Source organism: Pleomorphomonas oryzae DSM 16300, from assembly GCF_000422965.1.
Classification (GTDB): Bacteria; Pseudomonadota; Alphaproteobacteria; order Rhizobiales; family Pleomorphomonadaceae; genus Pleomorphomonas; species Pleomorphomonas oryzae.
Window position 1 is genome coordinate 1 of record NZ_AUHB01000002.1, and the last position, 25,998, is coordinate 25,998.

The window sequence follows — 25,998 nt, forward strand, 5'->3', positions numbered from 1 at the left end:
TTAGCTGGGTCTTTGGCGACGCCGGTTCCCGAATTATAGGCGTAACCCAGAGCGGTCAGGGCGCCTTTGTCCCCTGCATCCGCGGCTTGCATAAGTTGTTCCAACGCCGCTTTCGCGTCTGGGGATGTGGGAGAGGACTTATTAAGTGTATCAGCCAGGGCCCTAACGTCGATTTGTAACGGTGTACCAACAGTCTGCTGCGCAAATCCGTTTGCCGCAAAAAAAAGGGCTGACGATGCAAGAAGAATTACAAGTCTGCGCATGACGCCTCCGATTTCTATTTGTTAAAAAAAATCGACCGAATACGGCCTAAAACAGGAATGTTCATGTAGGGTAAAGCGCTGATCCCAGATTCGCAACCCAAGAAACAGCGTTGCATTTCAATAAGCTCTGATTTGACGGGCCGGCGACCAGAGTGGTTGGTAATTGAAGCCTGGCTACCGACTTAATTAACGCAATAATTTCAGTTCTTAACTGGTTTCGATTATCAGCTTGTATGAAGCTATTGACCGAGTGGCTCGCCGCTCTGTGGTCGTTCGAAGTCACATTTATCGCATTGGTTTATATTGTGCGAGCTGGCTCAGGGAAGAAACCGCATTCGTGTTATCGCCGCCAGCCCGCCAACCTTGTCAACTCCACGTTCTGCACATACCTCGCCACAACATTAATCGACTTCCAACCGCCGCTTCGCATGATCGGCAGGATGTCGGCGCCGTTTGCCACCATATCCTGCGCAGCGCCAACACGCATCGAATGCCCGGAGATGCGACTGACGATCTCGGCCGGAAGGCCTCCAGCGAGGGCGCGCTGCTTTAAAATGCGGCCGATCGAATGTGGGTGAAGGGCCTCCGCTCCAACCCGCCCGGAATTCACGCGTCGAAACAGCCATCCGTCCGAAATGTTCGCCGCTTCAAGCCAAGCCTTGAGCGCCTCAGCGCTAACTACCGACACGAGGCCGTCGCGGCCATCTCCAAATGGATCATTCTTGGCGCGTCGGATCAGCGCCAGCATGCTTCCGTCATCAAGCGAGGTCAGATCTTCGACCCGCAAGGCGGCGAGCTCTGACCGGCGGCACATTGTGTCGTAGCCGACCACGATGAGCGCTCGGTCGCGAAGACCGGCAAGGTCAGTGCTGCAGGCAGCGGCGAGTTGGTCTCTGAGTTCCTTAGTGAGGCCTAGAGCCTGCCGCGGCCGCCGCGTCCTGCTTCGGAGTGCTCGCCGCATGGCGATTTGTACGTCCTCATCCTCGGCGGGATTTTGCAGATGGAACAAACGATGAACTTTGCGTATGCCGGCCAAACGGCGGCGTAGCGTGTTGGCTGCAAGCTCGGGCGCTTGGGCTGCGATGAAGGCGGCAAGCGCGCTAGGTGAAGCCGGCAACGAGCAAAGGTTGTTGGCAATGCACCAGCTGTCAAAGATTGCGAAATCGGACCGATAGCTTCGAAGTGTCTGGTCAGAGTATGCTCCTTCAAGGCGGTTGATAGCCTCTCGCCAACTGGAACCGTTAGTCTCTTTGTTGCTCAACATGGCCAAAATGTCCTATTTGGGAATAAAATGGCACCATATGGGCAATTATGTGGGTAGTCAATGATCACGTCTGCTCAAATTCGGGCTGCTCGAGCTGCTTTGCGTTTGTCGTCTCAGGAGTTGGCCGAACGCTCAGGCATTGCGCAGCGGACCATTAAGCGGCTTGAGGCGATGGACGGTGTTCCTGCAAGTCACGTTTCGACGCTTGTCGCGCTAAAAGCAGCACTTGAGGCGGCAGGAGTTGAGTTTGTCGGCTCTCCAGAGGATGGGCCTGGTATTCGCGTGCTGGCTACAGGCAGGTCGTGAAGAACAATGTGGCTTAAGCCTCTGGCTACTACAGCGAAGCAGGCGGCTGGAGGGTGCTGATCTCCCTCATATGCAATTGGCAAGACTTTCAGTCGCCCAGCCCAAGAATGTACCTTCGGGAGTTTTGCGCAGTGCTGCCATAGGAGGCGGAATGACAGTTTTAGCGGAAGGTGCGGCTGGAGGGCGCTGATCTCCCTCAGTGGCGATGGCACAGATTTCTAACGCCGCACGGACAAAATGTCCCCTTGCTGCGTATTCCGCAACTGCTTTTAGCGGTCAGAACATTTGAGCGGAATTCCCTGTCGATTTCAGTGGCGGCTGTGCCAAGCGATATTCACCGCTCTATCCCGCCAAATCCCGGACAATCTCGCTTAATCCCGGTAAACGGCGTGCAATATCGCACGTTCGCTAACTGGCGTTATCACCCTGCTACCCGGCGTCTGAACGGTGAGAAATCGGCCGGCGGTCATTCATGCCCCTTCTTTGCCCATTGCCCTGGCCTTGACAGAACGGAAAAAGCACAGATAACATTCACGCCTAATAAGTGAGCTATCGGCTAAGCCTTGGCTCACCAGACATGGCTCTTGAGAGCTGCGGGCAGCATGGCCCCATGACCTTTCGGCGATCTTGCGATCGGACCGGACTGTGTCGTGGGGCTTTTTGCATTTCGCCGCCGCGTTGGGGTTTGCGATGGTCGACACGGTGAAAGTCGGTGTTCTCTTCTCCTGCACCGGTCCCTATGCCGCTATCGGGCGCGACTGCCGCGATGGGGCGACGCTGGCCTTTGACGAGGCTGCCAAAGGGTCCGGCGGGACATCCTTCCAGCCGGTCTATGCCGATCCCGAGGGCGAGCCGCGGGCCTATCTGGAGCAGGCGCGCGCCATGCTGCGTGATGAGGGATGTCGCCTCATCATCGGCACCATCACCTCGCTGGCCCGCAAGGAAGTCATCCCACTCATCGAAAAGCATGACGGCCTGCTCTGGTACATCTGCCCCTACGAGGGTTTCGAGGCCAACGAGAACACCATTTACACCGGGGCCTGTCCCAACCAGCACCTGATGCCGCTCTTCGAGCATCTGCTGCCGCGGCAGGGCCGGCGGGTTTACCTCATCGGCGCCAACTATGTCTGGGGCTGGGAGATGAACCGCATCGCCCGCGATTTGCTGCGGGATGCCGGTGGCGAGGTGGTAGGCGAGCGCTATCTGCCGATCGAGGAAACCGATGTCGACAGGTTGATCGCCGACATCCAGAGCCGTCGGCCAGACTTCATCCTCAACAACCTGATCGGTCCCTCCAGCCACGCCTTCCTGAGGGCCTACAAGGCGCTCGGCGATGCCGATCCTGCCTTCCGGCCAGAAGTTCGGCCCGTGGTGAGCTGCGATCTCACCGAGGCCGAGATTGGCGAGATCGGCCTTGGCCTTTCTACCGGCCATCTGTCGACCGCCAGTTATTTCGGCACCCTGGCAACGCCGGAGAACGAACGCTTTCGCGCGCGTGCCGCTACATCTTTGGGCGCCGATCGTCGGCTCTCGTCCTTCATCGAAGGCGCCTATGTCGCCGCTCACATGCTGATGGACGCGGTTCGTTCGGCCGGGTCCGACGACCCGGCCGCCGTGCGCGCGGCGGTGCACGCCGGCCTGTTCGAAACGCCCCATGGTCCGATGCGCGTCGACCCGCGCACCAACCACGCCGCCCTGCCGTTTCATCTTGGCCGCATCCGCGACGATGGAAACTTCGAGATCATCGCCAGCCGGCCCGCCATTGCCGCCGATCCCTACATGACGGCATCGCGCGAGGGCGGCCGCTCCAGCCTGAGGGTGGTGTCATGACGATGATCCCCGATCTCGTCGGCCGCCGGGCCGTCATCCTCCATCGCCCCGACGAGGGCACGCAGCGGCTTGTCCGACAGCTCGGCCTGCTGGGTCTCGAGGCCCGCGTCCAGTGGGCGCCGCTCGATCTTGAAGCGACGCCGGCCGACATCGTGCTGGTGGATGCCGACCAGGGGTGGTCGGGATTGCTGCCGTGGTCGGGCGGTTCTGCACCTGTCCCGTTGGTAGCGCTGCTGCAGTCCGAAGCGCCCGGCCGTATCGCCTGGGCCATATCCGAAGGTGCCCTCGCCATCCTGCCCAAGCCGGTGACGCCTGCCGCGGTCTATCCGGCGTTGGTGCTCGCCGTCACCGCGCACGCTCGCGGCGTTGAAGCGGCCGCCCGCATGGAGCGGCTCGAAGAAAGGCTTCGCATGCGGCCGCTGGTGCATGCCGCCGTGCGAGCCATCGAGGTGGCCACCGTCTGCGACGAGGAAGCCGCCTACGCCGCCTTGCGGAGGGCCGCCATGAAGCGCCGCATCACCATCGAACAGACCGCCGCCGAGATGCTGGCCGGCGTCATTCCGCTGTCGGAGGCCGGATGATGCGCATCGCCCGTGAGTTCCTGCGCCGCCCGACAGCCGTCTTCGGCCTGATCGTCGTGCTGCTCGTCGTGATCGGTGCCGTGGTGGCACCCTGGGTCGCGCCTTACGCACCCGACGAACAACTGTTCGACGGCCTGACCCTCGAAGGTGCGCCGATCGGCCCCGATGCGGCCTTCCTGCTCGGCACCGACACGCTCGGCCGCGACCTGTTGACCCGCCTACTGTTCGGTGCCCGCACCTCGCTGATCATCGGTGTGGTTGCCAATGGCACCGCCGTCGCCATCGGTCTGGGCGTCGGCATGCTGGCCGGTTACCTGCGGGGACCGGCAGGCAATGCCTTGATGCGCTTCACCGACCTGATGATGGCTTTTCCGGCGCTGCTGCTCGCCATCGTCCTGGCGGCGCTGTTTCACCCCAGCCTCTGGATCGTCGCCATGGTGATCGCCATGGTCAACTGGGTGCAGGTGGCGCGCATCGTCTACACCGAGACACGCGGGCTGGTGGAGCGCGATTTCATCCTTGCCGAGCGTTCGCTGGGCGCCGGCCACGGCCGCATCATCTTCCGTCACATCCTGCCGCACCTGATGCCGACGGCCATCGTCTGGGGCACGCTCGGCATCGCCACCACGGTGCTGCTCGAGGCAACGCTGTCCTTCCTCGGTGTCGGCGTGCAGCCGCCCGAGCCCTCTTGGGGCAACATCATCTTCGAAAGCCAGAGCTTCTTCACCTCGGCACCCTGGCTGGTGGTGTTCCCCGGCATCGCCATCCTGCTGACGGCGCTGTCCTTCAACCTGGTTGGCGACGCACTGCGCGACATCCTGGACCCCACCCAGCGCGGGAGGATGTGAGATGATCGAGCTGATCCTGCGCCGGCTCGGCGGCGCGCTGCTGATCCTGTTCGGCGTCGCCGCCATCACCTTCGTGCTGCTCTACGCCTTGCCGGCCGACCCGGCGGTGCAGCTGGCCGGCCGGTCCGCCACCGCCCAGACGGTCGCCAACATCCGGCACGAGCTCGGCCTCGATCAGCCGCTCCTCGTCCAGTTCGTCCATTATCTCGGCAATCTCGTGCAGGGCGATTTCGGCCGCTCCTACACGCAGAAGACCGAGGTGATGACGCTGATCGTCGCCCGCCTGCCGGCGACGCTGATCCTCATGGTCACCGGCATCCTGGTCGAGGTGGTGATCGGCCTGACGCTTGGCACCATCGCCGCCCTCGGCCGCGGCGGCCCTGTCGACCGGCTGGTGATGATGGGCTCCTTCATCGGCGTTTCGGCGCCGCAGTTCGTGGTGGCCCTGCTGCTGCTCTACGTCTTCGCCGCCACGCTGCAGTGGTTCCCGATGTCCGGCTTCGGAACGGTGCGCCACGTGGTGTTGCCGGCCCTGACACTCGGCGTGCTGGGTGCCGGCTGGTATGCCCGCATGGTTCGCTCGGCGATGATCGACGTTCTCAATCAGGACTATGTGCGCACCGCGCGGGCCAAGGGCGTCGCCGAACGCACCGTCGTGCTGCGCCACGCCATCCCCAACGCGCTACTGCCGATCGTCGCCATGATCGGCATCGACATCGGTCAGTTCATGGGGGGCGTGGTCGTCGTCGAAGCCGTCTACGGCTGGCCCGGCATCGGGCAGCTCGCCTGGCAGGCCATCCAGCAGGTCGACATTCCCATCATCATGGGTGTCACGCTCATTTCCTCGCTCGCCATCGTGATCGGCAACCTGATCGCCGACCTCGTGGCGCCGCTGATCGATCCCAGAATTCGGGCCCGTTAGGGCTCCGATGACGCCGGCTTAGACCGGCCAACGAAAACAACAGACCTTAAACAAAGGGGAACCCGCATGACACATTGGCTGCAAAGAACCGCGCTGGCTGGACTGATGGCGCTGACGCCACTCGTCGCGCTGGCCGAGGAGACGCCCGTCAAGGGCGCGACCATCACGGTCACCTACAAGGACGATATCGCCACCCTCGACCCGGCCATCGGCTACGACTGGCAGAACTGGTCGATGATCAAGAGCCTGTTCTCCCGCCTGATGGAATATACCCCCGGCACCGCCGATCTGGTGCCGTCACTGGCCGAGAGCTTCGAGATCACGCCCGACGGGCTGACCTACACCTTCAAGCTCCGCAAGGGTGTCAAGTTCTCCAATGGCCGCGAAGTGGTGGCCTCCGACGTCAAGTATTCCATCGAACGCGCCGTCAATCCGAAGACGCAAGGCCCCGGCGCCGGCTTCTTCGGCGCCATCGCCGGCTTCGACGCCCTGTCGGGCGGCAAGGCCGACGGTCTCCAAGGCATCGAAACACCCGACGATCACACCGTTGTCTTCAAGCTGAGCCGGCCCGACGCCACCTTCCTGCATGTGCTCGCCATCAACTTCTCCTCGGTGGTCCCTAAGGAAGTCGTCGAGGCCGAGGGCCAGGACTTCGGCAAGAAGCCGGTCGGCTCCGGCGCCTTCGTCCTGAAGGACTGGGTGATCGGGCAGAAGCTGGTGTTCGAGAAGAACCCGAACTTCTACGTTCCCGACACGCCGAAGATCGACGGCTTCACCGTCGAAGTTGGCCAGGAGCCGCTGGTGGCGCTGCTGCGCTTGCAGCAGGGCGAAGTGGACATCGCCGGCGACGGCATCCCGCCGGCCAAGTTCCTCGAGATCAAGAACGGCCCCGATGCCGCCGATATCATCGTCGATGGCGAGCAGCTCCAGACCGGCTACGTTGCCCTCAACACCCGCGTCAAGCCGCTCGACAACGTCAAGGTGCGGCAGGCCCTCAACATGGCCGTCAACAAGGAGCGCATTACCCGCATCGTCAACGGCCGCGCCACACCGGCCAACCAGCCGCTGCCGCCGCTGATGCCGGGCTACGACAAGGACTTCAAGGGCTACGCCTACGACGTCGCCAAGGCCAAGGCGCTGCTTGCCGAGGCCGGCTTCCCGAACGGTTTCGAGACGGCCCTCTACGCTTCCTCGACCGATCCCAACCCGCGTATCGCGCAGGCCCTGCAGCAGGACTTCGCGGCCATCGGCGTCAAGGCCGAGATCAAGGCGCTGGCCAATGCCAACGTCATCGCCGCCGGTGGCACCGAGGGCGAGGCGCCGATGATCTGGTCGGGCGGCATGGCCTGGATCGCCGACTTCCCGGATCCCTCCAACTTCTACGGGCCGATCCTCGGCTGTGCCGGTGCGGTGCAGGGTGGCTGGAACTGGTCCTGGTACTGCAACAAGGATCTCGATGCCCGCGCCATTCAGGCGGACTCGATGTCCGACCCCGCCAAGAAGGCGGAGCGCGCCAAGCTCTGGGGCTCGATCTTCACCGACCTGATGGCCGATGCGCCGTGGATCCCGGTGTTCAACGAACGCCGCGTCGTCGCCAAGTCCAAGCGCATGGGCGGGCCGGGCAACTTCTACATCGATCCGACGCGCGTCATCAACTACGACGCGATCTATGTGAAGCAATAACAAGGACTTGACCGCAAGTCCGCGCCAGAGCGGGGGAGGAGCGATCCTCCCCCGCTAACTGGCTCAAGGGAGAAACCGCCATGTGCGTTGCCTGCGACTACACCATCCATCGCCGCGACCATCATTACGGCTGGAGCCGGGATTTCACGCCGGCCGCCGTGGCAAAATCCGGCTCGACCATCCACTTCGAATGTCTCGACAGCTCCGGTGGCCAGCTCGGCACGGGCGCCACGGCGGCCGACGTGGTCAACCTCGATTTCGCCAAGGTCAATCCGGTGACCGGTCCGGTCTATGTGGAAGGCGCCGAGCCCGGCGACGTCTTGAAGGTGGAGATCCGCGAATTCGTTCCGTCCGGCATTGGCTGGACGGCGGTGATCCCCGGCTTCGGCCTACTGGCCGACCAGTTCACCGATCCGGCATTGCATGTCTGGAAATACGATCCCAGCACCATGGCGCCTTCCCTGTTCGGTCCAGGCGGCAGCGTACCGCTCAAGCCGTTTGCCGGAACGATCGGTGTCGCCCCACGCGAGCCGGGCGTTCACTCGGTGGTGCCGCCGCGCCGCGTCGGCGGCAATCTCGACATCCGCGATCTCACCTCGGGCGTCACGCTTTATCTGCCGGTCGAGGTCGAAGGAGCCTTGTTCTCGGTGGGCGACACGCACGCTGCCCAGGGTGACGGCGAGGTTTGCGGCACCGCCATCGAAAGCGCCATGGACGTGACGCTGACGCTGAGCGTTCTGAAGGGCCAGAAGCTCGAGAGCCCGCGCTTCACGACGCCAGGGCCGGTGACACGCCATCTCGATGCGGCCGGTTACGAGGTAACGACCGGTGTCGGTCCGGACCTCCTGACGGCGTCGCGCGAGGCGCTCAGCCGGATGATCGATCTTCTTGCTGCCGAGCACGGTTACAATCCTGCCGATGCCTACATGCTCTGCTCGGTCGCCGGTGACCTCCGCATCTCCGAGATCGTCGACATGCCCAACGTGGTGGTGAGCTTCTACTTCCCGAGGATCGTGCTGTCGTGACGGACATGAGTGGAGATTTCAGGACAGCGGCTGCGCCAGTTTTAAGCGTCGAAGGGCTGACCGTCGACGCGCTGACCGATCGCGGCGCCAAGCGCGTGCTTGACGCCGTGAGCTTCGATCTGGTGGCAGGCGAGACGCTTTGTCTTGCCGGCGAAAGTGGTTCGGGCAAGTCGGTCACGTCGCTATCCGTGATGCGACTGCTGCCGCGCGCCTCGCTGCGCATCGTCTCCGGCTCGATAACGCTCGGTGACCGTGACCTCGCCGGCCTCAGCGAGCGGGCCATGCGGGAGGTGCGCGGCCGCGACATCGCCATGATCTTCCAGGAGCCGATGACATCGCTCAATCCGGTGATGACCATCGGCAAGCAGCTCATCGAACCCATCCTGATCCATCAGGGCGGAAACGAAGCCTCTGCCCGCGCCCAGGCGCTGCGCATGCTGGACGCGGTGCAGATCACCGAGCCGGCAAGGCGCCTCGGCCAATATCCGCACGAACTCTCCGGCGGCATGCGCCAGCGGGTGATGATTGCCATGGCGCTGTCCTGTCAGCCGAAGGTGCTGATCGCCGACGAACCCACCACGGCGCTCGACGTCACGGTGCAGGCGCAGATCCTGAAGCTGATGCGCGAGCTGAAGGGCGAGTTCGGCACGTCCACCATCCTGATCACCCATGACATGGGCGTCGTCGCCGAGATGGCCGATCGCGTCGCCGTCATGAAGGATGGCCGCATCGTCGAAATCGGCTCGGCGATCGATGTTTTCGAGCGTCCGACCCAGACCTATACGCGCGAGCTGATCGCCGCCGTGCCGCGCATCGGCGCCCGTGCCGGCACTGACGGGCCGCCGGCGGTCACCGCGCAAGCAAAGGCAACGCCTCGCGCCGAGAAGTCGCTGGAGCCGGTCCTGGCGGTCCAGAATCTCAAGGTGACCTACGGCGCCCGTGCCAGCCTGTTCGGCCGCAAGGCCGGGCAGCTTGCCGTTGACGGCGTCTCCTTCGAGCTCAGGGCTGGCCGGACGCTCGGCCTCGTCGGCGAAAGCGGCTCGGGCAAGTCGACCACCGGCAAGGCGGTGCTCGGCCTCATTCCCTACGAAGGATATGTCGCCATCGATGGCGAGGAGCTGATGGACCTTTCCGTCCGGGCCATGCGGCCGGTCAGGCGCCTTGCCCAGATGATCTTCCAGGATCCCTACGCCTCGCTCGACAGCCGCATGACGGTTGGCTCAGCCATTGCCGAACCGATGGCGATCCACGGCATAGGCGACCGGACGGATCGTACCGATCGGGTCGCCGAGTTGTTGCGCCGCGTCGGCCTGACGCCGGACGTGGCGAGCCGCTACCCGCACGAATTCTCTGGTGGCCAGCGGCAGCGTATCTGCATCGCCCGCGCCCTGTCGCTGAAGCCGAAACTGATCGTCGCCGACGAAAGCGTCGCCGCGCTCGACGTGTCGGTGCGCGCCAAGGTGCTGGATCTCATGCTGGAACTGCAGGAGACGGAAGGGCTAGCCTACCTGTTCATTTCGCACGATATGGCCGTCATCGAGCGTATGTCGCACGACGTCGCGGTGATGAACGGTGGCCGGATCGTCGAATATGGATCGCGGCGTGCCGTCTTCGAAAACCCGGAACAGGATTATACCCGCCGGCTGATCGCCGCCGTCCCGATCCCTGATCCATCCCGGCGACATCTGGCCATGGCAGGCTGACAGAGCCCGCCAACACCCGGTCCGCTAACAGCCGTCTTCCGAAGGGAAGGATCGTTGTTGCGCGCCCAGTCTCTATGGTCGGATGAACCATTCGTTGAGAAAGAAGCCGCAATAGTACCTTTGCGCTACTTGAGGGACGGAGGATGTTTCCTCAGCATGGGAATCAGCCGTTGAGTCCCGGACGCGGATACAGGCGCCGCAGACGGGTACGGCAATAGGGCGCTCAGGCACGATGCTTTCTCACGGATGCGCTCGGGAGCGAGGTCTATGAAGTGTCCTCCGATTTTGCCGACAGAACCCGAGAGGCTGAAAGCGCTCTCCGAGTATGGCCTGGGAGACGAGAAGGCGCTGCCCAGTCTCGATTCCGTGGTTCGGATTGCCGCCCGCATGTTCGACATGCCCGTGGCCGCGGTGAACATGATCGGAAGCGATCATGTGTTCTTCGCCGCCAGCATCGGGGTTGGTGACGTCGATATGAGCCGCGATGCATCGTTCTGCGCTCATGCCATTGCCCAGGATGGTGTGATGGTGGTTCCGGACGCGACCGCGGACGAGCGTTTCCATGACAATCCCCTGGTCAGGGGATCAGCCGGCGTGCGGTTCTATGCCGGCGTTCCGCTTTTTTCGCCCAATGGCCTGGCGCTTGGGGCGCTCTGCGTACTCGACAGCAAACCCCACGAGGATTTTTCCGAAGACGACAGGGCTCGCCTGCGGGAATTGGCCACCATGGCCTCGGACAGGCTGGAGCTCCGGCGCATCGAAGTGTCTACGGAGCGGACCGTTCGGCCGAACGCTTCGCATGACGCGGCGGCCTACCAAGGCGAAACCAAGGAGCTCTACCGGCTCGCCAATTTCGACATGCTCACTGGGCTTGCCAACCGTGGCCGATTCTTCCGTGAGGTGGAGGAGGCCTTGGCGCGCGATCTCAACGTCGCTGTCGTGATGATCGACCTCGATGGCTTCAAGGACGTCAACGACACCTTGGGCCATGCCGTGGGCGACCACATTCTGCGGGAAGTCGCCCAGCGGCTGGAAAGTCATTTCGGGAACACCGGCGTGGTGGCGCGGATCGGCGGCGATGAATTTGCCTTGTTGCTGAATGATGTTGTCGACCCAATGCAGGCCCTGAAGATCTCCAACACCGTGAACGAGGGCATCGCCAAACCGATGTTCGTCGATGACCAGGAGATCCGTATTGCGGCAAGTTGCGGTGTTGCGCTGGCCCCGCTGCATACGAATAGTCCCGTGGAACTGCTCGGCAACGCCGACCTTGCTTTGTGTCGGGCTAAGACGAACGGACGAGGCAGATCATTGGTTTTCGAGCCGTCGCTACGCATGGAGGCGGCGGCGCGGCGCCTTTACGGCATGGAGATCCATCGGGCGGTTAAGGACGGCGAGTTCCTGCTCGTCTACCAGCCGCAGATCCGCCTGAGCGACGGCGCCCTGACGGGGGCCGAGGCGCTGATCCGCTGGCGGCACCCCGTGCGCGGCCTTCTGGCCCCGGCGGCCTTTTTGCCAGCCCTCGAACATGGTCCGCTGGCGGCTACGGTCGGCTCCTGGGTTCTCGACGAGGCCTGCGCTCAGGCCGCTTTCTGGCGGCGTCAGGGCCTCGAAACCTTTCGCATCGGGGTAAACCTGTTCGGCGCGCAGTTTCGGGGAAGCGACTTTGCCGCCGAGGTGATGGACACGCTCGAAAAGCATGGTTTGCCACCCAACTGCCTCGAGCTCGAGATTACGGAAAATATCGTGCTGGATCACGACGACGTCGTGCTCGAGAAGCTGCGCGACCTCAGGGCTTGCGGCGTCGGCATCGCCTTCGACGATTTCGGCACCGGTTACGCGTCGCTCAGCTTGCTGAAGCGATACCCGCTGACGCGGATCAAGATCGATCGCTCTTTCGTTGACGGCATGCTGGTGTCTGAAAAGGACGCTTCGGTGGTACGGGCCATTCTCGACATAGCCCGGGCCTTCGATCTGGAGACGATTGCCGAGGGCATCGAACGGGAGCCCGAGCGCGAAAGCTTGCTGCGCCAAGGCTGCACTGAAGGGCAGGGGTACCTGATTGGCAAGCCGATGCTGGCGTCGCATTTCGCCGACACCTTCCATCTCGCTTCGCCTCACTCGACGTCACCCAAGAAGCAGGTGTTCATGGCGATTTGAAACGCCGCAGGTCGAAGCAAGCTGTCGGATCTTCATAAGCCTGCCACCGTTCGCTTCACGGGGCAGGCCTATTCGTTGGGTTTTCGCGGTCAGCGCGATTCGAGGTTGCGCAGCAGGCGATTGCGGTAAGTATCGAGCACCACGGCCAGCACGATCACGGTGCCGATAACGATCGGCTTGACGTTGTCCTCGGCGCCGAGCAACTGCAGGCCGGTTGCCAGCACCTGGAGAATGCAGGCGCCGACCAGCGTGCCGATGATCGAGCCTTTGCCGCCCGATAGCGATGTGCCGCCGATGATCACCGCCGCGATGGCGTTGAGCTCATAGCCGATGCCGGCGATCGGGCTACCGACGTTGAGGCGCAGCAGGAACACCATGGCCGCAATGCCGGCCGTCAGGCCGCTCAGCGTGAAAACGGCGATCTTGAAGATGCGCGGATTGTGGCCGGAGAGGCGCACCGCCTCCTCGTTGGTGCCGATGGCAAAGACGAAGCGGCCAAACACGGTGAAACGCAGGATGAACCAGCCGATCAGAACGACGATGATGGCAATCAGGAAGATCGAGGGCAGGACGCCGAAGTAGATCTGATTGCCGAAGTCGACGAAGGGCTGTGGCAGACCGGTGATGGTCGAGTTGTCGGACACCACGCGGGCAAGCCCGCTCGCCACGTTAAGCATGCCGAGCGTCACGATGAAGGATGGCAACTTCCACTTCTCGCAGACCCAGCCGTTGACGGCGCCGCAGGCCGCGCCTGTGGCCATGCAGGCGAGGAGTGCCAGGGGGATCGACGTCCAGGGCGACAGGTCCTCGCGCACCATGATGGTGGCCCCGACCACCGTGCACAGCGCCAAAACCGACCCCACCGACAGGTCGATGCCGCCGGTCAGGATGACGAAGGTCATGCCGGCCGCGAGAACGGTGTTGATGGCGATCTGCACGAAGATCTTCAGAAAATTCTCGGGCGTGGCGAAATAGGGCGCCGTCGCCGAGAAGAACACCACGATGATCACCAGCGCGATGGCGACGCCTGCCTCACGCATCGAGATGCGCAGGAAGTTGTCCCACACCGTCGCCGTCTTGCGCTCGCTGGCGCTTTCAGTTCCCTCGGGCACGTCCATACTCCTCATAGGCAAGCGAGAGAATGCGGTTCTGGTCGAACTCGGCGCGCGGCACTTCGCCGGCAATGCGCCCATTGGAGAACACCAGGATGCGATGGCAGATGGACATCAGCTCCGGCAGATCCGAAGACACCACGAGGATGCCTCTGCCCTCGGCGGCGAGACGCCCCATCAGTTCGTAGATTTCGGCCTTGGCGCCCACGTCGATGCCGCGGGTCGGTTCGTCGCAGATCAGCGCGCTGGAGCCGCGATAGAGCCACTTGGCAATCACCACCTTCTGCTGATTGCCGCCCGAGAAGGTGCCGACCTTATGAAAAATGGTCGGCGTCTTGACGCGCAAGCTGGCAACCAGTGTTTCGGAGGCTGCGTTCTCTGTGGTCCGGTCGAGCAATCCCCGGCGCGACAGGCGTTTCAGATCGGTAATGGTAATGTTCTCGGCACAGCTCATGTCGAGCAGCAGGCCTTGCTGCTTGCGGTCTTCCGTCATCAGGCAGATGCCGGCGGCGACCGCGTCCTTTGGTGAAGCGATGGTGACGACACGCCCTCCGACGCGGACGGTGCCCGAGGCCTTGGGATCGGCGCCGAAGATGGCGCGCACCGCCTCGGTCCGGCCGCTACCGACCAGGCCGGCTATGCCGACGATCTCGCCCTTGCGCACTGAAAAGCTGATCGACGGGCTCGTCTCGGTCAAGCGAAGGTCGTCGACGGCGAGCGCTTCGCCCGAGGGCTGGATATCCTCGCGGAACACGCCCTGGTCGGCGATGGTGCGACCAACCATCAGGCGGACGATGTCCGGGATGACGAGGCCCTGAAGGGGCCGCGTTGTGACGTGCTGGCCATCCCGCAGCACGGTGACACGGTCGCCAACCTCGTAGATCTCTTGCAGGCGGTGCGAGATGTAGAGGGTGGTGACCTTGCGTTCCTTGAGGCGGTGCAAGATCTCGAACAGACGGTCGACCTCCTTGGAGGTCAGCGTTGCCGTCGGCTCGTCGAGCACCAGCAACTTGCTTTCATGGGCGAGCGCCTTGGCGATCTCCACCAACTGCATCTGGGCGACGCCAAGCCGGCTCACCACGGTCGACGGAGAAATGTCGAGGCCGACCTCGGCCAGGAGTTCGGCGGCGCGCCGATTCATTTCCCGGAAATTAACGAGGCCGCGCCGGCTCGGCAGCTGCTCGAACAGCAGGTTCTCGGCCACCGTCAGGTTGGAGAGCAGATTGAGTTCCTGGTGAACGACACGAATGCCCTTTGAAAACGCTTCGAATGGCGAAGCCGGACGATAGGGTTCTCCGTTGAACCAGATGCTGCCCTCGTCGGGCGGGAAGAGACCGCCGAGCAGATTGATCAGCGTCGACTTGCCGGCGCCGTTTTCGCCGAGCAGCACGTGGCCTTCGCCGCGCTCGATCTCGAATGTGACGTTGCGCAGGGCGACCACGCCCGGAAAGCGCTTGCCAACGCCCTGAAGCTTCAGGATCGGCCCGGCGCCATGCTCTTGATCGCGCTCGGCGATGGCAACAGGATCGGCGCCCGGCGCCGTTTCCTTGAAGTCTGTGGTCATGAAAGGAAATACCCTGAATGCTTCGGCGCGGCAGGGACAGGGGATCCGGCGCGGGTTGTCCCGTGCCGGACCCAGGGTGAAGTAACGACGACCGATCAGAGATCGGCGGCAGTGATCAGCTTGATGTCGGTCTTGACCCAGCCGGTGAACTTCTCGCCGGCCATCTGGCGCAGGCCGTACTCGATGCCCATGGCGGCCATTTGCGCGCCATATTGCTCGACGGTCGCCAGCATCTTGCCAGCCTTGATCAGCGGCTGCACGGCCGGGATGTTGTCGAAGCCGACCACCTTGATCTTGCCGGAGAGACCGGCGCTGTCGAGGGCCTTGACGACGCCGAGGGCCATCGAGTCGTTGGCGGCCATCACGCCCTGGATGTCGTTGTACTTCGTCAGGAAGTTGGTCATCAGCGTGTTGGCTTCCTCGGTCTCCCAATGAGCCGTCTTGCTGTCGAGCAGCTTCAGCTTGCCGGCGGCAACTGCGTCGTCGAAGCCCTTCTTGCGCTGCTGGGCGTTGTCGGCCTCCGGGTTGCCCTCGAGGATGACGACCTTGCCACCTTCGCCAAGAGCCTTGGCCAGCGCGTCGCCCGCCAGTTTGGCACCGCCGCGGTTATCAGGCCCGAAGAAGGCGAGGTCGATGCCGGCCTTCTTCTTGGCGTCCTGGTCGAGTTCGACGTCAATGTTGATGACGGCGACACCGGCCTTCACGGCCTTGGCGAGCGGCGTAACCATGGCCTTGGAATCGGCCGGGGCGACAACGATGATGTCATATTTCTGGGTGACGAAATTCTCGACCGCGTCGACCTGGGCGGCAAAGTCGCGTTCGTCCTTCATGCCAACGGCCTTGAAGTCGAACTTGTCCTTGTTTTCAGCGGCATATTTCTCGGCGCCAGCCTGCATCTGCTTGAAGAATTCGTTGGCGAGCGACTTCATGACCAGGCCGACCTTGGGCTTCTTGCCGGCAGCAAGCACCGGAAGGCCACCCGAAACCAGGATCAGAGAACCGGCGGCGCCGGCCACCAGCAGCTGACGACGGCTTACGCCAGACAGAGTCCGCCCGTCCGAAGAAAATGAAGTCATTTTACCCTCCCAAGCGAACGTTTTCGTTGAGCCGGACCCAATGTACCGGCCCGATGAAACGTTTCCAAATGACGCTATCAGTATAGCACAATCGCATCAAGGCGAGAGACGGCATTCCGACCAAAGTCGGGGGGTGATAGAAATTATCGTTGCTTTACAGGTGTTTGCGTCAAAATCCGGCCCGGTCATCAGTTGGCGGGCGGCTTTAGGGCAGGGGAGCGCAGGTTTCGCGCAGCGCCATGGCGCAGGGAAAGATGTGGCTCGTCGCAGCATCGAGCGGCTCGCCGCCAATCAGCAGATCGGTGGCGCAATTGGCGATCAATGCCACCGGCTGGGCGGCCGTTGTCAGGCGAGGCACCACCAGATCGGAAATCAGGATACCGTCGAAGCCGACGACCGAAAGCCGGTCGGGTATGGCAATGCGGCGATCGAAGGCGGCGCGCAGCACGCCGATGGCCTGCTGGTCCGAACAGGCAAACACCGCCGTCGGTTTCGGACCATCCTCGGCAAGCAACGTCTTGGCTGCCTCATGTCCCCCCTCGTAGTTGAACGGGGCCGAAATGACCCAAGAGGCCGGGTCAAGGCCAACTTCAACGAAATGGGCAGCCATGACATCCATGAAGCCGGCGAGACGCTCGCGGGCAACGAAGGAATTCTCGGGGCCGGAGATGCAGGCGATGCGCCGGTGGCCGAGCGACACGAGATAGTCCGCGGCCATCCGCGCCCCAGCCCGGTGATCGGCGGCGACGAAGGGGTGGCCAGCAATCTGGCGATCGACCACAACGAGGCGTATCCCGTCGGGATTGGCGATCGTCTCGGCCCGGTTGCTCGGCACCACCACCACGCCCTCGACCTTGCGGCGCACCAGGTTGGCGATCAGCTCCGCCTCGCTATCGACCTGTTCGTCGGAACTGGCGAACAGCACGCTGTAACCATGCTCCTTGGCGCGCAGTTCGATGCGCTGCATGAGTTCGGCAAAGAATGGATTGCGCAGATCGGGGATGATGACGCCGAGCGTTCGGTTGGTGCCGCGCCGCAAGCTTTGCGCGGCGGCGTCCGGCTGGAAGCCCAGTTCGGCGATTACCCGCAGGACAATATTCTTCTTGGCCTCGGTGACCGATGGGTGGCCGTTGACCACCCGGGAAACCGTACCAACGGACACGCCGGCTTTCCTGGCAACGTCGCGGATTGTCGTGCGCGGTTTCACGTTGGGCTCGGGGTTCGGTTGCGCCGCCTATGCATAGACGGACCGCCGGTGATTTCAACGGGATTTTCTCACGGGAGCCGCGTCAGCGCACCGACAGTTTATATTTCCTGATCCGGTCATGCAGCGTGGTCTTGGCCATCTTGAGGTCCTCGGCAGCGCGCGACAGCGACATGCCATTGCGGCGCAGCGCCTCGGAAATCAGCCGGCGCTCGAAAACCTCCAATGTTTCCGTCAGCGATCTGCGATTCTCGCCATCCGGATCGTCGAGTGGAAAGCCTTCGACGTCGCCGAGCACCCAGCGATCGGCGGCGTTCTTGAGTTCGCGTACATTGCCGGGCCATTGGTAGGCCATCAACGCCTGAAGCTTTTCGCTGTCGACGCGGGGAATGGGACGGCCGTAGCGCGCCGCAGCCTGATGGGCAAAATGCTCGAACAGCAAACCGATATCGTCGCGCCGTTCGCGAAGCGGTGGCAGGCGTAGCGTTGCAACATTGAGGCGATAGTAGAGGTCGGCGCGGAAGCGCCCTTGGTCGGACAGTTCGCGCAGATCTGCCTTGGAGGCGGCAATCACCCGGCAGTTGATGTCGATGACCTGGTTGGAGCCGAGACGCTCGATCTTGCGTTCCTGAAGCACGCGCAGCAGCTTGATCTGCATGCCCATCGGCATGCTCTCGATCTCGTCGAGAAACAGCGTTCCGCCATTGGCGTGCTCGATCTTGCCGATGCGCCGCTTGGCGGCACCGGTGAACGCGCCGACCTCGTGGCCGAAAATCTCGCTGTCGATGAGATTTTCGGGCATGCCGCCGCAATTGAGGGCGACGAAGTTGCCGTTCCGACGCGGGCTCGAATCATGCAGGCACTGGGCGACCAGTTCCTTGCCGGTGCCGGTTTCGCCGGTGATCAGCACGTCCGCCGAGGCCTGGCCGAGATCGACGATGCGCCGCCGCACCATCTGGATCTGCGGCGATTTGCCGATGATGCGGGTCTCCAGGTTCTGGCCGTTCTTGAGCTGCTGACGCAGTTCCCGCACCTCGTTCACCAGGCGCCGTTTCTCAAGCGCGCGGCGCGTGACCTCGACAAGATGCACCGACGAGAAGGGTTTCTCGATGAAGTCCTGGGCACCCTCCCTCATCGCCTGCACGGCCAGCGAGATGTCGCCATGGCCCGTCATCAGCACGACTGGCAGGTCCGGGTCAAAGGCGCGAATGCGCGCCATCAGCGCCATGCCGTCCAAGCCGGGCAGGCGAATGTCGGAGATCACAACGGCCGGTGCGTTGTCGGAAATATAGCGCCAGGCGTTCTCGGCGCTGTCGACGGCATCGGCAAGAATGCCTTCCAGCACCAGCGCCTGCTGGCAGCCGCGCCTGACATTGGGGTCGTCCTCGACGATCAAGACCTTGAGCGTGTCAGGCATCGATGATCTCCGAAGCGGCCGCGGATGGCAGGTCGAGCACGAAAAGCGCGCCTCCGCCCTCAAGACTGACGGCCGATAGCGAGCCGCCGAAGTCTCGGGCAATACCGGCGGAGATAGCAAGCCCCAGCCCCAGGCCGCCGCCCGAGTCCTTGGTCGTGAAAAATGGCTCGAACAGCCGGTCGCGCACGCTGTCGCTGAACCCCGGTCCGTTGTCGCGCACCTCGATGCGAACACGCTCGCCATCGCGGCGGGCCGACAGATGGAGGCGTGCTTCCTTGATACTTTCGACCGCGTCGATCGCATTGGCGATGAGGTTCACCAGAACTTGCTCCAGCCGGTTGGAGTCGGCGAGGACGGCAAGATCGTTAGGCTCGACGTCGATGTCCGGCCGGATGGACCGTTGAGACAGCCGGCGGTCGAGGAAGAACAGGGCGTTCTCCATGGAGTGCCGCACCTCGACGGGACGCGGCTGGCCGGTCGACTTGCGCGCGAAGGATTTGAGCTGACCGGTCAGCGTGCCCATGTGGGTCACCAGCTCGGAAATGAGCGTAAGGTTGCTTTCCGCCTCCTCAAGAAGCCCGCGCTGCATGAATTTCACGGTGTTGTCGGATAGCGTGTGCAAGGCCGCGAGTGGCTGGTTGAGCTCATGGGCGAGGCCCGCCGACATCTGGCCGATCACGGCGAGCTTGCCGGCATGTATCAATTCGTCCTGGGCCTCCTTGAGGGTGCGCGTACGCTCCTCGACTTTGCGTTCGAGCTCATCGTGGGCCTGCTGCAACGCCTCGCGGGCACGCAGCCGTTCCCACAGGCGGACGCGTCGCAGATAGAGCGCGATCATGGCGATGCACAAGATGACGCCGACGGCCGCGGCAAGGGCGGCGTTGAGCCACGCCATGGTGCGCAGGTCGCCGAAGGGAGAGAGGACCGTCAGCCGCCAGTCGGTGCCTCGGAGCGGCTCCGATTGTGACAGGAACAAGCCGGATACCGGAAAGGTCTGCGAAGCCTCGCCGGCAGGCCGGACGAGCTGGACGATCTCAGCCTTGTCGGCCCCGACGACGCCCTGTGACTGCAAGCCGAGCGGTGGCAGCGGGCGGGCGTTGTAGTGCAGGGACTGGGCGAGTTCACGACGTCGGGCATCGCTGAGCGGCACCACCGTCGTGAACTTCCAGAAGGGCACGGACGCAAGAATGACGACGCCGTTCTCGTCGGTGACCAGCACCGGCGCTTCAACCGTCGACCAGGATTTCTCAAGCTGTTCCAGACTGACCTTGACGACCGCCACACCGATTGCGTGGTCATCGACCAGGATGGGCGAAGACAGATAATAGCCCGGTTCGCCGCGCGTCGTGCCGATGCCGAAGAAGCGCCCGGTCCGCTTGGACATGGCATCGTGGAAATAAGGACGGTAGGATAAATCCTCGCCGATGAAGCTGTCGGGCAGGTCCCAGTTGCTGGTAGCGACCACATGGCCGCGCGAATCCAGCACATAGATGGACAGCGATCCGGCCCTCTTGTTGAGCTCCGCGAGATAGCGATTGATCCGTCGTGTCTGCCCCTCGCCGCCGTTGACAAGAAGATCGACGACATCGCGTTCGAGGCCCAGCGTCGCCGGAAAGAAGGCATATTTGTCGATCTCGCGTTCCAGGCTGGTCTCGTAGAGATCGAGACGCTGGCGTCCGCGCTCGGCAAGTCGGGCAATGCTGGTGCCCTCGCTGACCTTGAAGCCGACGAAACTCGATGCCAGCGCCAGCGCGAGAATGGCGGGCAGCATGAGAGCGAGCGATCGCTGCGCGTGGCGTTGGGTCATGGGCCGAAAGGCCTCCGGCCAGCTCCGATATTGCGATCCTGCTTGGCATTGGCCGGGCTGCTTGTCCATACGTGTCGGCCGAATGCGCGCTTTGCCTAGGGTGCCGGACCGTAGCCGGTGAAATGCGCCGCCCATCTTGCGACAGGCGGCGCATCGTGCGTCAGACGGCCTCGGGAGCGACGTCCGCCTCGATCTCCTCGACGCTGTCCTGGTCGTCGTAGGCGTTCTCCCACTTGGCGATGACGGCCGTGGCGATGGAGTTGCCGAGCACGTTGGTGGCGGTACGGCCCATGTCGAGGAACACGTCGATGCCCATGATCAACAGCACGCCGGCCTCCGGCAGGTGGAACATCGGCATCACCGCGGCGACGACGACGAGCGCCGAACGCGGCACGCCGGCGATGCCCTTCGACGACACCATCAGCACCAGCAGCATGGTGATCTGGGTGCCGAGATCCATGGGGATGTTATAGGCCTGCGCCACGAACAGGGCAGCGAAGGTGGTGTAGATCATCGAGCCGTCGAGGTTGAAGGAGTAACCGAGCGGCAGCACGAAACCGATGACACGCTCGGAAATGCCGAGGCGCTTCAGCGCTTCCATGACGCGCGGATAGGCAGCCTCGCTCGACGCGGTCGAAAAGCCGAGGATCATCGGGTCGCGAACGGCGCTGAGCAGCGGGAACACTTTGTTTTTCAGCACCATGTAGGCAAGGCCGATCAGCACGGCCCACAGGACCAGGAGGGCGAAGTAGAAGCCGCCCATCACCTTGCCGTAGACCACCAGCACGCTAAGGCCTTGCGTGGTGACGACATTGGCGATCGCCGCGAACACGCCGATCGGGGCGAACAGCATGACGTAGCCCGTCACCTTCAGCATCACCGGTACGGCGCCTTCGATGGTGGTGGCCAGCGTATCGGCCGCCTTGATGTGGCGAACATTGCCGAGAGCCAGACCAAAGAACACCGAGAACACGACGATCTGCAGGATCTCGTTACCGGCCATCGCCTCGAAGATGTTGCGCGGGAAGACGTGCGTCAGGAAGTCCTTGAGATTCAGCGACGACGTCTTGAGGTCGACGGCGGCGTTGACGTCCGGCAGGGGAATGCTGAGGCTGCCGCCCGGCTGCAGGACGTTGGCGAGGATAAGGCCGATGGTGAGCGACATGAGCGACGCCATCAGGAACCAACCGATGGCCCGGCCACCGATACGCCCGACAGTCTTGGCGTCGCCCATGTTGACGAGACCGGATACCAGCGTCGAGAAGATCAGCGGAGCGATGATCATCTTGATGAGACGCAGGAAGATATCGGTCATCATCGCAAAGTAGCTGGCGACCGATTTGGCGTCGTCCGGGGTCGCCGCCGTCTTGTTGCAGATGTAGCCGGCAAGGATGCCGAGCAGCATGGCGATGAGAATGTAAGTCGACTGGCGCGACTTCTTCTGTGGGGTTGTCGTTACGGGCTGCATGTTTGTCTACCTTGGGTTTCCTGGATTTTGTTTATTTTGCAACGGCTTCGGACCTGGCCTTGAACAGGCGCGGATGGGTCAGAACGTCGGGACGGAGCACGTCAGCGAGTTCTTCCGCGCTCATCAGTCCTCGTTCGAGCACCAGTTCGGCAACGCCGCGTCCGGTTCGATGGGCTTCAACGGCCACTTCGGTGGCGTTGGCATAGCCGATGAACGGATTGAGGGCGGTGGCGATGCCGATCGAATCCCGAACGATGGCTTCGAGGCGGTCGCGGTTGGCCGTGATGCCGTCGACGCACTTGTCCGCGAGGATGATGCAGCCTTGCCGCAAATGGGTGATCGACTTGAACAGGCTATGGGCGATGATCGGTTCGAAGGCATTGAGCTGGAGCTGACCGGCCTCGGCGGCGAGCGACACCGTCATGTCGTTGCCGATCACCTCGAAGGCGATCTGGTTGACCACTTCCGGGATGACCGGATTGACCTTGCCCGGCATGATCGACGAACCAGCCTGACGGGCCGGCAGGTTGATCTCGCCGAAGCCGGCACGCGGGCCGGACGACAGCAGGCGAAGGTCGTTGCACACCTTCGAAAGTTTCACGGCGACGCGCTTCAGTACGCCCGACAACTGTACGAAGGCACCACAGTCCTGCGTCGCTTCAATGAGATTGGGCGCGGTAATCACCGGGATACCGGATATCTCGGCGAGGTGTCGGCAGACCAGTGCCGCATAGCCGGGATGGGCGTTGATGCCGGTGCCGATGGCGGTGGCGCCGAGATTGATCTCGCGGATCAGCTGGGCGGCTTCCTTGAGGCGATCCTCGTCCTCCTCGAGCATCACGGCATAGGTGGCGAACTCCTGGCCGAGCGTCATCGGCACGGCATCCTGGAGCTGGGTACGGCCCATTTTCAGAACGTCGCGGAATTCGTCGGCCTTGCGCTGGAACGCCGCCCGCAGATAGGCCATGGCATCGACCAGCCTGTATATACCGGCATAGGTCGCCACCTTCAGCGCCGTCGGATAGACGTCGTTGGTGGACTGACTCATGTTGACGTGCTCATTGGGGTGCAGGCGCTTGTAGTCGCCGCGCTTGGCCCCCATGATTTCGAGCGCCCGGTTGGCAATCACCTCGTTGGCGTTCATGTTGGTGGAGGTGCCGGCGCCCCCCTGGATCACGTCGACGACGAACTGGTCGTTGAGCTGGCCGTCCCGGATTTCGCGGCAGGCGGCGGCGATCGCGTCGGCGATCGGCAGCGGCAGCAGCCCGAGGTCGGCGTTGGCGCGTGCCGCAGCCTGCTTGATCATCGCCAAGGCTTTGACGAGGTCCGGATAATGTGAAATCGGCGTACCGGTGACGGGGAAGTTCTCGACGGCGCGCAGGGTGTGAACCCCGTAGTAGACGCTGTCGGGAACCTCCAGGTTACCGAGCAGATCGTGTTCGATCCTCATTTTGTCGGTGGGCATCACTCACTCCCATTTTCCCGCCTCCTTTGCCCAAGAAGGCACGGTGATATCGGCAAATGGCGTGCCAAGGGTGCTCCGAAAACGCATCTGGCAAAGCATTGTTTTTAAACGATTTTATGTGGCATATTCGTCGCTCTGTTCGGAAATCCGAACGATGTGGCTGCAGTGTGGCGTTGCCGGTGTGGGACGTGACGGCATAGGTGCGATCGACTTGCAATCGCGTTTAGCCATCTAACTGTTATTAAAGGGAATTTTAACGATCATCCGTCGTTCGTTCGGAAATCCGAACGCGGCTGGGGCTATATTCGAGACCGCGAACGTCGGCAAAATCGTGGCCATGTACAATCATCCCATTGGACGAGGCGCCCGGTATTGGCCATGCCGCAACGTCGCGCTAGAGAGGCCGCCACCTATTCCGGCGGCGGTATTGCGCCGGCCGATTCCCTCAATGGAGGACGATTCGATGTCTGATGAGAGTGGCCTGTTTCCTCTCGCCGATGACAACACGCCTTACCGCAGGCTGACCGGCGATCTAGTTAGCACCGCGTCGTTCGAGGGCGAGACCATTCTGAAAGTCGAGCCGGAGGCGCTGCGGTTGTTGGCTGCCACCGCGTTTGACGACATCAATCATCTGCTGCGCCCGGCCCATCTCGCCCAGCTCGCCAGCATTCTCGACGATCCCGAGGCGACCGATAATGACCGCTTCGTCGCCTACGATCTTCTAAAGAATGCCTGTATCTCGGCCGGTGGCGTGCTGCCCATGTGTCAGGACACCGGCACGGCCATCATATCGGCCAAGAAGGGGCGACGCGTCTGGACGGCTGGAGGCGATCATGCGGCGCTCGGCCAGGGCGTGCGCGATGCCTATGCGGCCAAGAACCTCCGTTATTCCCAGCTCGCGCCCCTCACCCTGTTTGACGAGGTCAACACCGGCGACAATCTGCCGGCCCAGATCGACATCTACGCCGAGGGCGAGGATGCTTACAAGTTCCTGTTCGTTGCCAAGGGCGGCGGCTCGGCCAACAAGACCTTCCTTTTCCAGGGCACGCCTTCACTGCTGACCCACGATCGCATGCTGGCGTTCATCAAGGAAAAGATCCTGACGCTCGGTACTGCCGCCTGCCCGCCCTACCATCTGGCCATCGTCATTGGCGGCACGTCGGCCGAGATGAACCTCAAGACGGTCAAGCTCGCCTCGACCAAGGCACTCGATGGCCTGCCCACCGTCGGTTCAACGGCCGGCCATGCTTTTCGCGACCTCGCCTTCGAGGCCGAAGTGTTCAAGGCCACACAGGCGACCGGCGTTGGCGCCCAGTTCGGTGGCAAATACTTCTGCCACGACGTGCGTGTCATCCGCCTGCCCCGCCATGGCGCGTCGCTGCCGATCGGCATCGGCGTGTCCTGTTCCGCCGATCGACAAGCCCAAGGCAAGATCACCCGCGATGGCGTATTTCTTGAGGAGCTGGAGCATAACCCCGCGCGCTTCTTGCCCGATATTGACGAGCGCAGCCTTGGCGGCGCGGTGGTGGAGATCGACCTCAACCAGCCGATGGCCGAAATTCTCAAAACGCTGTCGCGCCATCCCATCCGTACCCGCCTCAGCCTCAGCGGCCCGATGATCGTTGCCCGTGATCTGGCGCACGCCAAGCTGCGCGAACGGCTGGAGCGGGGCGAGCCGCTGCCGGACTATTTCAAGAACCACCCGATCTATTACGCCGGCCCGGCCAAGACACCGCAGAACTATGCCTCCGGTTCGTTCGGACCGACGACAGCGGGCCGCATGGATTCCTACGTCGACCAGTTCCAGAGCTTTGGCGGCTCGATGGTGATGCTGGCCAAGGGCAACCGTTCGCGTGTGGTGCGCGACGCCTGCGCCCGTCATGGCGGCTTCTATCTCGGTTCGATCGGCGGTCCGGCCGCACGGCTCGCCCGTGATTGCATCAAAAAGGTGGACCTCGTCGAGTTTCCTGAACTCGGCATGGAGGCGGTATGGAAGATCGATGTTGTCGATTTCCCGGCCTTCATCGTCATCGACGACAAGGGCAACGACTTCTTCGCCGAGCTCAACCTGGGCTGAGCCGCCTGACTTGGACATTCGGAAATCCGAACGCCTCCGAAAGCCAGGCGACCCGCGCTCGAAATCATCGGATCTGCCTGGAGAAAATACGCTCCACCGCTGCCTTCGGGCGGCGGTGGTTTGTTTTGCGGGCAAGAAACTTGCCTTTCTCCGGCACATTCCGACGCGCGCGCGGCTTTACCGCGCCATTTCAGAGGGCGCGGTGCTTGCCAAACATACGGAT

At 62.8% G+C, this 25,998-nt stretch carries 19 protein-coding genes and 1 pseudogene; 10 read left to right on the forward strand and 10 right to left on the reverse strand.

Annotated elements, in window-relative coordinates; translation table 11 throughout:
- Positions 1-263 (reverse strand): annotated as a pseudogene (locus tag G522_RS30355) (hypothetical protein); the annotation flags it as partial.
- A 340-nt stretch (positions 264-603) separates the two neighbouring features.
- Positions 604-1,527, reverse strand: coding sequence for a site-specific integrase (locus tag G522_RS0103055; RefSeq protein ID WP_026789781.1), 924 nt, complete (start codon positions 1,525-1,527; stop codon positions 604-606).
- A 60-nt stretch (positions 1,528-1,587) separates the two neighbouring features.
- Here G522_RS0103055 and G522_RS29395 point away from each other — a divergent pair, with 60 nt between their 5' ends.
- The 9 genes from G522_RS29395 to G522_RS25335 all read left to right on the forward strand — a co-directional run bounded on the left by G522_RS29395 (position 1,588) and on the right by G522_RS25335 (position 12,585).
- The gene (locus tag G522_RS29395) at positions 1,588-1,833 is read left to right on the forward strand and encodes a helix-turn-helix domain-containing protein (protein WP_026789782.1); all 246 of its coding nucleotides are present in this window, start codon (positions 1,588-1,590) and stop codon (positions 1,831-1,833) included.
- Positions 1,834-2,523: 690 nt separating this feature from the next.
- Positions 2,524-3,663, forward strand: a complete 1,140-nt coding sequence (locus tag G522_RS0103065) for a transporter substrate-binding domain-containing protein (protein WP_026789783.1) — start codon at positions 2,524-2,526, stop codon at positions 3,661-3,663.
- Entirely contained in the window at positions 3,660-4,244 is a 585-nt protein-coding gene (locus G522_RS0103070) for an ANTAR domain-containing response regulator (RefSeq protein ID WP_026789784.1), read from the forward strand. Before G522_RS0103065 ends, G522_RS0103070 begins: the two co-directional genes overlap by 4 nt.
- Complete coding sequence (locus G522_RS0103075; RefSeq protein WP_026789785.1) at positions 4,244-5,092, forward strand: ABC transporter permease; 849 nt, start codon at positions 4,244-4,246, stop codon at positions 5,090-5,092. Before G522_RS0103070 ends, G522_RS0103075 begins: the two co-directional genes overlap by 1 nt.
- A gap of 1 nt (position 5,093) precedes the next feature.
- Positions 5,094-6,014 (forward strand): ABC transporter permease, encoded by a 921-nt coding sequence (locus G522_RS0103080; protein ID WP_026789786.1) that lies wholly within the window; start codon positions 5,094-5,096, stop codon positions 6,012-6,014.
- Positions 6,015-6,080: 66 nt separating this feature from the next.
- Positions 6,081-7,697 (forward strand): ABC transporter substrate-binding protein, encoded by a 1,617-nt coding sequence (locus tag G522_RS0103085; RefSeq protein WP_026789787.1) that lies wholly within the window; start codon positions 6,081-6,083, stop codon positions 7,695-7,697.
- An 80-nt stretch (positions 7,698-7,777) separates the two neighbouring features.
- Positions 7,778-8,722, forward strand: coding sequence for an acetamidase/formamidase family protein (locus G522_RS0103090; RefSeq protein WP_026789788.1), 945 nt, complete (start codon positions 7,778-7,780; stop codon positions 8,720-8,722).
- Positions 8,723-8,727: 5 nt separating this feature from the next.
- The gene (locus G522_RS0103095) at positions 8,728-10,425 is read left to right on the forward strand and encodes an ABC transporter ATP-binding protein (RefSeq protein ID WP_026789789.1); all 1,698 of its coding nucleotides are present in this window, start codon (positions 8,728-8,730) and stop codon (positions 10,423-10,425) included.
- Between the two features lie 267 nt (positions 10,426-10,692).
- Positions 10,693-12,585 carry a putative bifunctional diguanylate cyclase/phosphodiesterase gene (locus tag G522_RS25335; RefSeq protein WP_051228232.1) on the forward strand — a complete coding sequence of 631 codons (1,893 nt, stop codon included), beginning with the start codon at positions 10,693-10,695 and terminating at the stop codon, positions 12,583-12,585.
- Positions 12,586-12,674: 89 nt separating this feature from the next.
- Here G522_RS25335 and G522_RS0103105 read toward each other — a convergent pair whose 3' ends face one another.
- The 8 genes from G522_RS0103105 to aspA form a co-directional block, all read right to left on the reverse strand.
- The gene (locus G522_RS0103105) at positions 12,675-13,703 is read right to left on the reverse strand and encodes an ABC transporter permease (protein ID WP_026789790.1); all 1,029 of its coding nucleotides are present in this window, start codon (positions 13,701-13,703) and stop codon (positions 12,675-12,677) included.
- Positions 13,681-15,261: a sugar ABC transporter ATP-binding protein gene (locus tag G522_RS0103110; RefSeq protein WP_084632682.1), complete on the reverse strand. Its 1,581-nt coding sequence runs from the start codon at positions 15,259-15,261 to the stop codon at positions 13,681-13,683. The genes G522_RS0103105 and G522_RS0103110 overlap by 23 nt, the downstream gene beginning before the upstream one ends.
- Before the next feature lie 95 nt (positions 15,262-15,356).
- Positions 15,357-16,337: a sugar ABC transporter substrate-binding protein gene (locus tag G522_RS0103115; protein WP_026789792.1), complete on the reverse strand. Its 981-nt coding sequence runs from the start codon at positions 16,335-16,337 to the stop codon at positions 15,357-15,359.
- Between the two features lie 205 nt (positions 16,338-16,542).
- On the reverse strand, positions 16,543-17,544 hold the full coding sequence (locus G522_RS0103120; protein WP_026789793.1) for a LacI family DNA-binding transcriptional regulator: 1,002 nt from the start codon (positions 17,542-17,544) through the stop codon (positions 16,543-16,545).
- An 82-nt stretch (positions 17,545-17,626) separates the two neighbouring features.
- A complete protein-coding gene (locus G522_RS0103125; protein ID WP_026789794.1) occupies positions 17,627-18,958 on the reverse strand; it encodes a sigma-54-dependent transcriptional regulator in 1,332 nt (443 codons plus the stop codon).
- Positions 18,951-20,765 (reverse strand): sensor histidine kinase, encoded by a 1,815-nt coding sequence (locus G522_RS0103130; protein ID WP_026789795.1) that lies wholly within the window; start codon positions 20,763-20,765, stop codon positions 18,951-18,953. The genes G522_RS0103125 and G522_RS0103130 overlap by 8 nt, the downstream gene beginning before the upstream one ends.
- 160 nt (positions 20,766-20,925) lie before the next feature.
- Entirely contained in the window at positions 20,926-22,233 is a 1,308-nt protein-coding gene (locus tag G522_RS0103135; protein WP_036837961.1) for a dicarboxylate/amino acid:cation symporter, read from the reverse strand.
- Positions 22,234-22,264: 31 nt separating this feature from the next.
- Complete coding sequence (aspA, locus tag G522_RS0103140) at positions 22,265-23,698, reverse strand: aspartate ammonia-lyase (RefSeq protein WP_036837964.1); 1,434 nt, start codon at positions 23,696-23,698, stop codon at positions 22,265-22,267.
- A 463-nt stretch (positions 23,699-24,161) separates the two neighbouring features.
- On the opposite strand from aspA, the gene G522_RS0103145 reads away from it, so the two are divergent.
- On the forward strand, positions 24,162-25,775 hold the full coding sequence (locus tag G522_RS0103145; protein ID WP_036838076.1) for a fumarate hydratase: 1,614 nt from the start codon (positions 24,162-24,164) through the stop codon (positions 25,773-25,775).
- Positions 25,776-25,998 lie beyond the last annotated feature (223 nt).

Excerpts from the sequence above, each read along its gene's own strand:
- G522_RS0103080 (WP_026789786.1), top strand. The coding sequence starts at position 5,094 with ATGATCGAGCTGATCCTGCGCCGGCTCGGCGGCGCGCTGCTGATCCTG.
- G522_RS0103095 (WP_026789789.1), top strand. The coding sequence starts at position 8,728 with ATGAGTGGAGATTTCAGGACAGCGGCTGCGCCAGTTTTAAGCGTCGAA.
- G522_RS29395 (WP_026789782.1), top strand. The coding sequence starts at position 1,588 with ATGATCACGTCTGCTCAAATTCGGGCTGCTCGAGCTGCTTTGCGTTTG.
- G522_RS0103110 (WP_084632682.1), bottom strand. The coding sequence starts at position 15,261 with ATGACCACAGACTTCAAGGAAACGGCGCCGGGCGCCGATCCTGTTGCC.
- G522_RS0103145 (WP_036838076.1), top strand. The coding sequence starts at position 24,162 with ATGTCTGATGAGAGTGGCCTGTTTCCTCTCGCCGATGACAACACGCCT.
- G522_RS0103055 (WP_026789781.1), bottom strand. The coding sequence starts at position 1,527 with ATGTTGAGCAACAAAGAGACTAACGGTTCCAGTTGGCGAGAGGCTATC.
- G522_RS0103130 (WP_026789795.1), bottom strand. The coding sequence starts at position 20,765 with ATGACCCAACGCCACGCGCAGCGATCGCTCGCTCTCATGCTGCCCGCC.
- G522_RS0103070 (WP_026789784.1), top strand. The coding sequence starts at position 3,660 with ATGACGATGATCCCCGATCTCGTCGGCCGCCGGGCCGTCATCCTCCAT.
- aspA (WP_036837964.1), bottom strand. The coding sequence starts at position 23,698 with ATGCCCACCGACAAAATGAGGATCGAACACGATCTGCTCGGTAACCTG.
- G522_RS0103085 (WP_026789787.1), top strand. The coding sequence starts at position 6,081 with ATGACACATTGGCTGCAAAGAACCGCGCTGGCTGGACTGATGGCGCTG.
- G522_RS0103105 (WP_026789790.1), bottom strand. The coding sequence starts at position 13,703 with ATGGACGTGCCCGAGGGAACTGAAAGCGCCAGCGAGCGCAAGACGGCG.
- G522_RS0103075 (WP_026789785.1), top strand. The coding sequence starts at position 4,244 with ATGCGCATCGCCCGTGAGTTCCTGCGCCGCCCGACAGCCGTCTTCGGC.
- G522_RS0103065 (WP_026789783.1), top strand. The coding sequence starts at position 2,524 with ATGGTCGACACGGTGAAAGTCGGTGTTCTCTTCTCCTGCACCGGTCCC.
- G522_RS0103090 (WP_026789788.1), top strand. The coding sequence starts at position 7,778 with ATGTGCGTTGCCTGCGACTACACCATCCATCGCCGCGACCATCATTAC.
- G522_RS25335 (WP_051228232.1), top strand. The coding sequence starts at position 10,693 with ATGAAGTGTCCTCCGATTTTGCCGACAGAACCCGAGAGGCTGAAAGCG.
- G522_RS0103115 (WP_026789792.1), bottom strand. The coding sequence starts at position 16,337 with ATGACTTCATTTTCTTCGGACGGGCGGACTCTGTCTGGCGTAAGCCGT.
- G522_RS0103125 (WP_026789794.1), bottom strand. The coding sequence starts at position 18,958 with ATGCCTGACACGCTCAAGGTCTTGATCGTCGAGGACGACCCCAATGTC.
- G522_RS0103135 (WP_036837961.1), bottom strand. The coding sequence starts at position 22,233 with ATGCAGCCCGTAACGACAACCCCACAGAAGAAGTCGCGCCAGTCGACT.